General features: G+C 47.6%; 13 protein-coding genes. 7 read left to right on the top strand and 6 right to left on the bottom strand.

Features of this window, described 5'->3' with window-relative positions; all coding sequences use genetic code 11:
• The 3 genes from AADEFJLK_RS24410 to AADEFJLK_RS07480 form a co-directional block, all read right to left on the bottom strand.
• Positions 1-515: hypothetical protein (locus AADEFJLK_RS24410; RefSeq protein ID WP_211299172.1), on the bottom strand; the 515-nt coding region annotated here is incomplete at its 3' end.
• A 189-nt stretch (positions 516-704) separates the two neighbouring features.
• The gene (gene aspS, locus AADEFJLK_RS07485) at positions 705-2,528 is read right to left on the bottom strand and encodes an aspartate--tRNA ligase (protein WP_103973832.1); all 1,824 of its coding nucleotides are present in this window, start codon (positions 2,526-2,528) and stop codon (positions 705-707) included.
• Positions 2,529-2,593: 65 nt separating this feature from the next.
• Positions 2,594-2,863 (bottom strand): FmdB family zinc ribbon protein, encoded by a 270-nt coding sequence (locus AADEFJLK_RS07480; protein ID WP_088618440.1) that lies wholly within the window; start codon positions 2,861-2,863, stop codon positions 2,594-2,596.
• 114 nt (positions 2,864-2,977) lie between these two features.
• Between AADEFJLK_RS07480 and pyrC the strand changes: the two genes are divergently transcribed.
• Both pyrC and rnt read left to right on the top strand, forming a co-directional pair.
• Positions 2,978-4,012 (top strand): dihydroorotase, encoded by a 1,035-nt coding sequence (gene pyrC / locus AADEFJLK_RS07475; protein ID WP_103973831.1) that lies wholly within the window; start codon positions 2,978-2,980, stop codon positions 4,010-4,012.
• 91 nt (positions 4,013-4,103) lie between these two features.
• Positions 4,104-4,757 (top strand): ribonuclease T, encoded by a 654-nt coding sequence (rnt, locus tag AADEFJLK_RS07470; protein WP_103973830.1) that lies wholly within the window; start codon positions 4,104-4,106, stop codon positions 4,755-4,757.
• A gap of 186 nt (positions 4,758-4,943) precedes the next feature.
• On the opposite strand, the gene AADEFJLK_RS07465 is transcribed toward rnt, so the two are convergent.
• The 3 genes from AADEFJLK_RS07465 to AADEFJLK_RS07455 all read right to left on the bottom strand — a co-directional run bounded on the left by AADEFJLK_RS07465 (position 4,944) and on the right by AADEFJLK_RS07455 (position 6,420).
• Positions 4,944-5,534 (bottom strand): hypothetical protein, encoded by a 591-nt coding sequence (locus AADEFJLK_RS07465; protein WP_146054531.1) that lies wholly within the window; start codon positions 5,532-5,534, stop codon positions 4,944-4,946.
• A gap of 245 nt (positions 5,535-5,779) precedes the next feature.
• Complete coding sequence (locus tag AADEFJLK_RS07460) at positions 5,780-6,022, bottom strand: hypothetical protein (RefSeq protein ID WP_103973828.1); 243 nt, start codon at positions 6,020-6,022, stop codon at positions 5,780-5,782.
• A gap of 89 nt (positions 6,023-6,111) precedes the next feature.
• Entirely contained in the window at positions 6,112-6,420 is a 309-nt protein-coding gene (locus AADEFJLK_RS07455) for a HigA family addiction module antitoxin (RefSeq protein WP_103973827.1), read from the bottom strand.
• Between the two features lie 473 nt (positions 6,421-6,893).
• Here AADEFJLK_RS07455 and rplU point away from each other — a divergent pair, with 473 nt between their 5' ends.
• The 5 genes from rplU to AADEFJLK_RS07430 all read left to right on the top strand — a co-directional run bounded on the left by rplU (position 6,894) and on the right by AADEFJLK_RS07430 (position 10,065).
• A complete protein-coding gene (gene rplU / locus AADEFJLK_RS07450; RefSeq protein WP_088618443.1) occupies positions 6,894-7,205 on the top strand; it encodes a 50S ribosomal protein L21 in 312 nt (103 codons plus the stop codon).
• A gap of 15 nt (positions 7,206-7,220) precedes the next feature.
• Positions 7,221-7,481 carry a 50S ribosomal protein L27 gene (gene rpmA / locus AADEFJLK_RS07445; protein ID WP_088618444.1) on the top strand — a complete coding sequence of 87 codons (261 nt, stop codon included), beginning with the start codon at positions 7,221-7,223 and terminating at the stop codon, positions 7,479-7,481.
• A 110-nt stretch (positions 7,482-7,591) separates the two neighbouring features.
• Entirely contained in the window at positions 7,592-7,957 is a 366-nt protein-coding gene (locus AADEFJLK_RS07440; protein ID WP_088618445.1) for a SpoIIAA family protein, read from the top strand.
• A gap of 177 nt (positions 7,958-8,134) precedes the next feature.
• Positions 8,135-9,169: an Obg family GTPase CgtA gene (cgtA, locus tag AADEFJLK_RS07435; RefSeq protein ID WP_103973826.1), complete on the top strand. Its 1,035-nt coding sequence runs from the start codon at positions 8,135-8,137 to the stop codon at positions 9,167-9,169.
• 32 nt (positions 9,170-9,201) lie between these two features.
• Positions 9,202-10,065 carry a hypothetical protein gene (locus AADEFJLK_RS07430; protein ID WP_146054530.1) on the top strand — a complete coding sequence of 288 codons (864 nt, stop codon included), beginning with the start codon at positions 9,202-9,204 and terminating at the stop codon, positions 10,063-10,065.
• Positions 10,066-10,249 lie beyond the last annotated feature (184 nt).

The following is a 10,249-nucleotide window of genomic DNA, read 5'->3' as shown; positions in this document are numbered from 1 at the left end:
AACGCATTACCGAGGCCACCATCTTTTCTAGTAATATTTCCAGTTGGCGCTTCTAGTTCAACGAATACAAATTCCCAACCACCAGACCCTCGCCCAACAAGTAAATAATCAACTTTGTACGAGTTTCCAAGTTGAAACTCAGGAAATAAGTAAGCATCGTGATGACCAAAACGCAGATAATAATTCTTTATTATGGAGGCAACCAAAAAATATCCGCACTTGAAATTAATAAATTCAAGTATTTTACGCTCATTTACATCTTCAGAATTGATTAATTCAGAGAATTCGTTTAGCTGAGCTGTAAGACGTTCTTTCTCACTAAGCTCTACAATGTCAAGATAGTGATTTGGAAAACAGCTATTAAAATGCCTAGCTGCTTTGGGATATTGACTAGATAAATTGATGGAGATGTCCATACCTCCAATGCTACCAACAATTTCCTTTTTTCTTATATCTTGCCATGCTGAATATTCATCAGCCGTCAACAAGCTAAAATCTCTTTCGTAAAGATTCATATGCGGATGGTGTTTGTTGCTACCTAATGTTAAGCGATGCTTATCAAGGTATCCCGTAAAATTTAATAATCGGCGAAATCAATATTAGCCAGATTTCACCACATACATTTCCAACAAGAGGACTTTTTTCGTCTAACAAACTAAGGGGGGGAGGCAAACCCATCCGCCGCCCCCACAACATCACTTAACTTAAGCCTTCTCTTTCCCAGCAGGCTTAATCAACCGGATACCCAACTCCTTAAGCTGCGCATCGGTCACTACCGCAGGCGCATTGACCAGCGGACATGCTGCCGATTGGGTTTTTGGGAAGGCGATCACGTCGCGGATAGACGTGGACCCCGTCATCAGCATCACCAAACGGTCTAAGCCGAACGCCAAGCCGCCGTGCGGAGGCGCACCGTATTTCAAGGCTTCCAACAAGAAGCCGAATTTTTCTTGCGCCTCTTCTTCACCAATGCCCAAAATGCCCAAGACGGTTTGCTGCATGGCAGAGCGGTTGATACGGATGGAGCCGCCGCCGACTTCGGTACCGTTCAGCACCAAATCATAAGCCCGCGACAAAGCCGCACCCGGATTTGCCACCAACTCTTCTACAGAGCAACTCGGCGCGGTAAACGGATGGTGGATGGCGTTGTAACGGCCAGCTTTTTCATCCCAATCAAACATCGGGAAATCCACAACCCAGACGGGTTTCCATTCGCCTTCCAGCAAATTCAAATCATGGCCCAGCTTAACGCGCAACGCGCCCATGGCTTCATTGACAATGTGCGCCTTGTCCGCACCGAAGAAAATCAAATCACCTTCTGCCACATGTGTACGCGCTAATATTTCCATCAGCACATTCCAAGGCAACGATTTAACGATAGGCGATTGTAACGCTTCTTCAACCGCCGCTTGGCGGTCGTTAACATCACAAGCACTCAAATCGGGCAACGCGTTGACCTTAATATAGGCCAAACCTTTCGCCCCGTAGATACCGACAAATTTCGTCAATTCGTCAATCGCTTTGCGGGTCAGGACTTTACCGCCATTAGGCACACGCATCGCAACAATACGGCTTTTCGGATCATTTGCAGGACCTGAGAATATTTTTGAATCGACCGTTGTCAACAGATCGGCAATATCCACCAACTCCAGCGGGATACGCAAATCAGGGCGGTCGATACCATAACGCGCAATGGCTTCTTGGTAGGTCATGCGCGGGAATTCGGCAGGCAGGGCGACATTGATCACCTTGGCGAATAACTGGCGGATCATCTCTTCCATGATGACCATAATCTCGTCTTCGGTCATGAACGAAGTTTCAATATCCAACTGGGTAAATTCAGGTTGGCGGTCGGCGCGTAAATCTTCGTCACGGAAACAGCGCACCACTTGATAGTAACGGTCCATACCCGCCACCATCAGGATTTGCTTATACAACTGCGGCGACTGCGGCAGGGCGAAGAAAGCATTCTCGTGGGTACGGCTAGGGACAATATAATCGCGTGCGCCTTCGGGCGTGGCCTTGGTCAGATATGGCGTTTCAATCTCAAAAAATTCGTTATCGTCCAAGAAGTTTCTCAGCACCCGCGTGACATCGCGGCGCACCTTCATTTTTTCTTGCATGGCGACACGGCGCAGGTCGATATAACGGTAGCGTAAGCGCAGTTCTTCGTTGACTTCGATTTCGCTTTCGACAGGGAACGGCGGGGTTTCCGACTCGTTTAAGACTTCAATCTCTTTAGCCAAAATTTCAATCGCACCGGAACGCATATTGGCGTTGACCGTACCTGAAGGGCGGCTTCTGACAAGGCCGGAAATTCTTAAGACATATTCGCTACGGACACTTTCCGCCGTCGCAAAGGTATCGGCGGTATCGGGATCGACTACGACTTGCACCAAGCCGGCACGGTCGCGCAAATCAATAAAAATCACGCCGCCATGGTCACGCCGTCTATGTACCCAACCGCAAATCTCAACGGTTTCGCCTAGCTGTTGTGTATCTAATTCCCCGCACTTGTGGGTACGCATAATATTTCCCTGTTATTCTTAGTAGATTTTGAAGGGCCTGCCACCAAGCAGGCCAAGTAAATGGGTTAATGGCTTTTAGTACAGCCGCCGCCTGGGCAACTGGGCGCAGCTGCGGCAGGTGCGCTGGCTTCGCCTGCGACATTTTTCTTAGCGCCGCTTTTAAAATCTGTTTCATACCAGCCGCTGCCTTTAAGGCGGAACCCGGCGGCGGAGATTTTTTTCATCAGTTCCGGCTGGCTGCAAGCCGGACAGACCGTCAGCGGCTCAGCATTGAGTTTTTGCAACGCTTCATGGGCATGGCCACACGCTTGGCATTGGTATTCGTAAATGGGCATAGCTAACTCCTAAACAAAATAATAAGTACAATAGGGCGCAATGGTCGTTTTTCAAGGCACTTACTATAGAATAGCCGCCATTTTACAGACATTTTTTCGACAAACTAGCCTACCATGCAAACAATAACCCTCACCCGCCCCGATGATTGGCATATCCACGTCAGAAACGGCGCTGTTTTAGCAACCGTGCTGCCGCATACCGCCCGGCAATTTGCCCGCGCCATCATCATGCCCAACCTAAAACCGCCAGTCACCACCGTAGCACAAGCCGAACAGTACCGCGCGGAAATTCTCCAAGCCCTACCCGAAGGCATGGACTTCACACCGCTGATGACCCTATACCTCACCGCCGCAACCACCACAGACGAACTGCAAAAAGCCGCTGAAACCGACTTTGTCCACGCCGTCAAACTCTATCCGGCAGGGGCGACCACCAATTCGGATGCGGGCGTGGGTAACATCCAAGCCATCTATCCACAACTGGCGGCTCTGGAACGCCACGGTTTGCCGTTATTGGTGCATGGCGAAGTCACCGATGACGATTGTGACATTTTCGACCGTGAGCGGGTCTTTATCGACCGCCATTTACGCGCCATAGTGGCCGAATTTCCCGCCTTACGCATTGTCTTAGAGCATGTTACCACATCCGAGGCCGTGCAATTTATCGAAGCGGCCGGCCCGCAAGTCGCCGCCACCCTCACCCCCCAGCATTTGCTGTTAAACCGCAACGCCCTGCTGACAGGCGGCCTACGTCCGCACCACTACTGCCTACCCATCCTCAAGCGCGAACAGCACCGCCAAGCCCTAGTCGCCGCCGCCACCAGCGGCAACCCCAAATTCTTTTTAGGCACCGACAGCGCCCCGCACCTGACCCACCTAAAAGAAGCCGCTTGCGGCTGTGCAGGCTGCTTTAGCGCCCCTGCCGCCTTAGAACTCTATGCCGAAGCCTTCGAACGTGCAGGCGCGTTGGACAAACTGGAGGGCTTCGCCAGCCACTACGGCGCAGACTTCTACCGCCTGCCCCGCAACACCACCACCGTCACCCTGACCAAAACCGCATGGCGCGTACCCGCCACCATTCAAGGCGAAGACGGCGTGGCGATTACCCCCTTATGGGGAGGGGAAGAATTGGCCTGGCAAATGCGCTAATGCCCTCCCCCAATGAATAGATTTTTTTATTGCGCCCATTTCGCGTACCATGCACCCTCACGGCGATTAACCAGGAACTGACACCTATCCCATGGACACCCCAGCCACCCTACCCTTGGACAAACGCTTTAGAGGCTACCTACCCGTCGTTGTTGACATAGAAACGGCAGGTTTTAACCCGAAAAAAAATGCCGTACTGGAAATTGCAGCCGTCATCGTCGAATTCGACAGCGACGGCAACCTAGGCATTACCGAACGCCATTCGACCCATGTCGTGCCGTTTAAAAACTCGGAACTGGACGAAGCTGCGCTAAAATTTAACGGCATCGACCCGCACCACCCGTTCCGCATGGCGATAGAAGAACACGCAGCCCTAGACTTGCTGTTCAAACCGATCCGCCACGCCGTCAAACGTAACAACTGCACCCGCGCCATTTTGGTCGGCCATAACCCGGCCTTTGACATCGCGTTTTTAAACGCCGCGATCACCCGCACCCACATCAAACGCAGCCCGTTCCACCCGTTCAGCACCTTCGACACCGCCACCCTAGGCGGCTTGGTCTACCGACAAACGGTACTGGCAAAAATCGCCCAAGCGGCAGGCATAGAATGGGACAACGACAAAGCCCATTCGGCGCTCTACGATGCCGAAAAAACCGCCGAATTGTTTTGCATCATCGTCAACCGCTGGAAACAACTGGAAGCGTTGGCGGGTGATGGGTTGGCGGCCGTAAACCCTGAATAGAGCTGTAGACATGTTACACAACAATGCCTTAAAAGGGTGTTAGAGAGGCTTACAGCTCAATGGAGAAACGCCCCTGACGGGGGCGTTGACTATGGCGAGCGCGGTTGAAAAGCGTGATAATCGGTAGATCATCATGTGGCGCAATATGATATTGTCATTGCGCCCTACGGAATTCGATTTACTTCGTTATCTTAATGGATTAAAGGCTTGATAACATTGCACTTCGGAGTTGAATTCACACTTGAAAATAACGCCCTTTTTCAAAAAAATATATTTTAAATAAGGCGAAGAGGTTATAAGGCAGCTGAATTTTTCATCAGTGCGGCATCTATCTATCAATATCTTATTGATTTTATTATTACCAATATCCCAAAAAGCAGATATTTGTCGCTTATTTAATCTTGCGTTTTTTAATACGTTCTTGACAAAAACACTATTATATCGAGTAAGTGCATCAATTTCCCTCCCTTTTAAATTAGGATTGATTGAGTATAATTCTGGATTGCCCTTCCTTCCTTGACTTTTAATAATTAAAAAAGGGATATTTTTACGAGCTTTAGCTGTAATGGTCCGCCAGAACATAAGCATAATAAAGTTCATCGCCCGTTCATCTATTAACCCTTTTTTGTCGCCATAACTTACTTCAACACTAACAACAAAAACATCTTGATTATATTTTCTTAGAATTTTATCCAAAAAAGAAATCTCACCTACAATCAGCCCATTATTTTGACAAAATATTTTAAAATTTTTAATACACAAGCTTCTTGTATTCACAGGCCCCCTCCCTAAAAATCCAAGTGCCGCCGCCTTGGCTTGACTACTTTGGCGGGTCGTTTTTATATTTAACCGACTATATCAGGCAGATAAGTTTTTTGCCATAAAACATGGGGCAAAAAATTTATAAAATTGGATATACAAAAGACTTGAATTTTTACATTTCAGCCTTATATCCTCATTAACCATACAGAATTTACCAACGAAGACAACGACAAAGCGTGGGACATAATCTCACATGTAATTCAACCCGTTTTAAGCCTTTCTAATATCGATCCAATAAAACAGGAGGGCATAATGATTGCACTGAAAATTTTTTTTATCGTATTAATATCTGTGTTTCCATCTGCTGCAACCATGTCATCAATGGGGGTTTGGGTCAGGCAGTCGGAAAGTTGTTGGTCTTGTTGGAGATATTGATACCCCCGCCAATTCAAAAAAGCCGCTATATAGCGGCTTTTTTTATTTATGATAATACGAAAACTCATTCTGTAAGACAACGAGCGAGTGCGTATTGCGCTGTATGTCCCCTCCTACATTAGGCTTACATTTTTAAATCCGGCTAAACACAACCAAGTCAAACAGGTTTCGGATAGCGCCTTGCCAAATGTTGCACCAAAACATCAGGACGGGGCTTTTGTCTGGCTTGCCAGAGATCATATTCCGCCTGCATACGCACCCAGCTTTCGGCGCTGGGGACATTTAGCCATAACCCAAGCCGGATCGCCATCTCCGCACTGATAGCGGCACGGCCATTGATGACGCGGGATAAAGTCACCCGCGACACGCCAAGCTGTGCGGCGGCTTCTGTTACGCCGAGACCCAGCTCTGGCAGAACATCTTCTTTTAAAATACTTCCCGGATGGGGCGGGTTAAACATAGCCATATAAAACGCCTGTCAGTGATAACCTTGATAATCGGCCAAAATGGCATCCTCGCCTACAAAGGCAAGGGTAAGCTCATATCAAGAGGAACTTAGTTTATATAACATCCGGCACGAAGCAAACAGGCTAAATGCTGGTTTATAAAGTCAGGGTGCAATGGCTGAAGACCATTGCACTCGGCTCAGTGCGGCTCCTCCAGCGGAGTGCAAAGGTCTTTAGCCTTTGCACGATGACCTGACCGAGTGCATCAACATTTAGCCTACCGTTTGACACCACACCGTTTCAGCGTACGGAAACATCGGCCAGAAACAGCCCACCCACTCTATTTAGCCAAACAACGCAATCACCCACAAATCCCAGCCCAACAAACCGTTCTGCTTGAATTTTATAAAACTTCCATTGACCTACAACAGTTGCCGTCATATAATGGCGGACTGATTTTTTAACAGATTAATGCTTGACGGAGCTTACGCAAATGTATGCGGTAATTCAAACAGGTGGTAAACAGTACCGCGTTGAAGAAGGTACAACCCTAAAAATAGAGAAACTGGAATTGGGCGAGGGCGATAGCGTCGAATTTGACAAAGTTCTCATGATCCAATCCGGCGATTCGGTACAAGTCGGCCTGCCCTTCATCGAAGGCGGCAAAGTAACGGCGACCGTTATGTCTCAAGGCAGACATAAAAAAATCAAAATCGTTAAATTTAGAAGACGCAAACACCACATGAAACACATGGGGCATCGTCAATATTACACAGAAGTCCAGATCACTGGCATTTCTGCTTAATCAGGAGTTAAAGAAATGGCTCATAAGAAAGCTGGTGGTAGTACCCGTAACGGCCGCGACTCGAACGCAAAACGCTTAGGCGTCAAACGTTATGGCGGCGAAGAAGTTATCGCGGGTAACATTATTGTCCGTCAACGCGGCACCCATTTCCATGCAGGCGATAACGTCGGCTGCGGCAAAGACCACACCTTGTTTGCAGTTGCAGACGGTAAAGTGGTTTTTCAGGTTAAAGGCCCCAAAAACCGTAAATTCGTCAGCATCGTTGCTGCCGCATAATACCTAAAACGCTGGGCTGGCCTAGCCAGCGTCTGTTAAGACCGCCTGATCGTACCTAGCCCTGTCTTTTGCATCTGTTAGGGTATCCAATAAAACGATAGGTGGTGCTTATGGCATTAACGGTTAAGTTTGAAGCAGAAAACAACCTCTTTGTCGTCCATACCACAGGGGTCTTGGTGCGCACCGAAGCTGATGCTATAAAAAAGCAGGTGGTCGCGTTCATCAAAACCTATGGTCGCGCCAAAGGCTTGATTATTATTGACGAAGGCTTTCTCAGCATAGCCACTTTTGTCAACTGGGATGATGACGAGGATGACGAATTCCTCCAACAGCACGTTGACAGATTGGCCTTAGTCGGCGATATGAAATGGCGTGACAGCGCCTTATTGTTCTTGCTACATGGTTTTGTGCCGTTTAGCATCCATTATTTCAAAGCCGACCAAGAAGCCTTTGCCAGGGCATGGCTGCACAGCTAAAGCGCGTAAGCCGTCGTCCTTTCGGGCGTTTACCGCCCATCTATTCGCTAACGCAGAGAGCCGCTTGCGTCTCTGCCACAAAAGACGCAAACTATTGCGCCTCTACAAAAGCTCCGCTGTTTGCATGGCGGGGCTTTTTTTGTTTTTACAGTCTGGTCTTAAGCGGTGTAAGTAATTATGAAATTTGTTGATGAAGCAGAAATTCGCGTAGAAGCGGGTGACGGCGGCAACGGCGCAGTCGGCTTCCGGCGCGAAAAATATATCCCCATGGGCGGCCCTGACGGCGGCGACGGTGGCGACGGCGGTTGCGTGTACTTAGTCGCCGTCGAAAACATCAATACCTTGGTCGATTTCCGTTACCATGCCGTACACAGGGCCGAAAAAGGCCAAAAAGGCATGGGCAATAAATGCACGGGTAAAAAAGGCGAAGACTGCTACGTTGCCGTACCGCTAGGCACACAAGTGTCCGATGCCGAAACCGACGAAGTCATCGGCGACTTGACCCGCCTAGGCCAAACCCTGTTGGTCGCCCAAGGCGGTTTCCACGGCTTAGGCAATACCCGCTTTAAAAGCAGCATCAACCGCGCCCCGCAAAAAGCCAGCAAAGGCACACCCGGCGAACACCGCCAATTGCGCTTAGAACTGACCTTAATCGCCGATGTCGGCCTGCTAGGAATGCCCAACGCCGGCAAATCTAGCCTGATCCGCTCGGTATCGTCCGCCACCCCTAAAGTCGCCGACTACCCCTTCACCACCCTGCACCCTAACCTCGGTGTCGTGCGCATTGACGACCTACGCAGCTTCGTCATCGCCGATATTCCCGGCGTTATCGAAGGCGCAGCGGAAGGCGCGGGCCTAGGCTTACAATTCTTAAAACATCTGTCACGCACCGGACTGTTATTGCATCTGGTCGATGTCGCCCCTTATGACAGCACCGAATCGCCCGTAGAATCGGCACAAACCATCATCCGCGAAGTGGAAAAATGGAGCGATAACCTCGCCACCAAACCGCGCTGGCTGGTCTTAAACAAAATCGACCGCTTAAGCCCCGAAGAAGCCGAAGAACGCTGCCAAACCATCATCGACGAACTGCAATGGACTGGCCCGGTCTTTAAGACCGCTGCCATTAACGGCGCAGGGACGCGGGAACTGATGTTTGCTATTATGAACTTCTTGGAAGCGCAGAGGCGGATGGGGGAAGAGCAGGTTTAGAAAAATAACTTATGGGGCAATGAGGGCTAAAAATGACTGAACTAATATTAGAATTTGGATGCAATCATTGCTATTTACTTCAATTCAGATATCCGTCTTTTTGTGAATATTGCACTATCGAATTGAGCATTAGGATAAAAGATAAAAACAATACCGTAAAATATATCTTAGAAAAAGGGCAAGAATCAAGCTATTTTAATAAAAATAGCAACGGTTCATTTACAATAAAAAAAGATTTTTTTTACAGAAAAATAGTTCCAGATGTTTATCGCTATGATTTGAAATTCGATAACAGTGTCACTGAATGGAAATTATATGAACCAAATACATCAATAATTGCTGGTGACTGGGTAACAAAAACTTCAAACGATGGATATGGACACCCCATTCAGATCCAAGAAGATGCCAATAATATTCTTATTATTTTAGAATCACCTCATATAGAGGAATATGAATACCCAAGCTTTATTCCTCTACAGCCTGCAAATGGTGAAACAGGAATAAGATTTAGCAAATATTTTACTGGTCATATTTTACCGTTACTTGAAGCATTAGGGCTTAGCCTTTGTCGAAGGGAAACATACCGAATTTGTTTCGTCAACCCCGTTCCTTTTCAAACATCCCTTCACTTCATTCATCAACAAGACCTTGTAGTTACTGGAGCAAATACACTTAGAAATAATGTATGGAAAAAAATTTTTCCCCATTGTGAAATTGATTTTGAACAGCGTTTACGGTCATACAAACCCATTGCTATTTTAAATAGTTGCACAACTTCTCTTGATAAACGTGTAAAAAAATCAATTGATAATATAATAAAGACCAATAATAAAATTCAAACATTTAACACATATCATCCATCCAAATGGGAAGCAAACCCATGCAGCAAAGGCTAATAGAAGCAGGCAATGAATACGACCTCTATCAAGTGTTGATTGTCGAATGGCTGATCCGTATAGTGGACCCATAAAAACAGACAATAATTTAAGATGGTGTCCATCATAAAACAGGTGGATAAAAATGAGTGAGAAAAAGCGTAAATTGATGACTGGGGCACAAAAGGCGAAGGTGGCGTTGGAG

Origin of the sequence: Methylovulum psychrotolerans, assembly GCF_002923755.1 — a bacterium.
Lineage (GTDB): Bacteria > Pseudomonadota > Gammaproteobacteria > Methylococcales > Methylomonadaceae > Methylovulum > Methylovulum psychrotolerans.
This window is presented reverse-complemented; position numbering and strand designations above follow the sequence as displayed.

What these genes read in the sequence shown, in the direction of transcription:
- AADEFJLK_RS07430 (WP_146054530.1), top strand. Translation starts at nt 9,202, where the DNA reads ATGACTGAACTAATATTAGAATTTGGATGCAATCATTGCTATTTACTT.
- rnt (WP_103973830.1), top strand. Translation starts at nt 4,104, where the DNA reads ATGGACACCCCAGCCACCCTACCCTTGGACAAACGCTTTAGAGGCTAC.
- AADEFJLK_RS07460 (WP_103973828.1), bottom strand. Translation starts at nt 6,022, where the DNA reads ATGAGTTTTCGTATTATCATAAATAAAAAAAGCCGCTATATAGCGGCT.
- AADEFJLK_RS07440 (WP_088618445.1), top strand. Translation starts at nt 7,592, where the DNA reads ATGGCATTAACGGTTAAGTTTGAAGCAGAAAACAACCTCTTTGTCGTC.
- AADEFJLK_RS07455 (WP_103973827.1), bottom strand. Translation starts at nt 6,420, where the DNA reads ATGGCTATGTTTAACCCGCCCCATCCGGGAAGTATTTTAAAAGAAGAT.
- AADEFJLK_RS07480 (WP_088618440.1), bottom strand. Translation starts at nt 2,863, where the DNA reads ATGCCCATTTACGAATACCAATGCCAAGCGTGTGGCCATGCCCATGAA.
- pyrC (WP_103973831.1), top strand. Translation starts at nt 2,978, where the DNA reads ATGCAAACAATAACCCTCACCCGCCCCGATGATTGGCATATCCACGTC.
- cgtA (WP_103973826.1), top strand. Translation starts at nt 8,135, where the DNA reads ATGAAATTTGTTGATGAAGCAGAAATTCGCGTAGAAGCGGGTGACGGC.
- aspS (WP_103973832.1), bottom strand. Translation starts at nt 2,528, where the DNA reads ATGCGTACCCACAAGTGCGGGGAATTAGATACACAACAGCTAGGCGAA.
- rpmA (WP_088618444.1), top strand. Translation starts at nt 7,221, where the DNA reads ATGGCTCATAAGAAAGCTGGTGGTAGTACCCGTAACGGCCGCGACTCG.
- rplU (WP_088618443.1), top strand. Translation starts at nt 6,894, where the DNA reads ATGTATGCGGTAATTCAAACAGGTGGTAAACAGTACCGCGTTGAAGAA.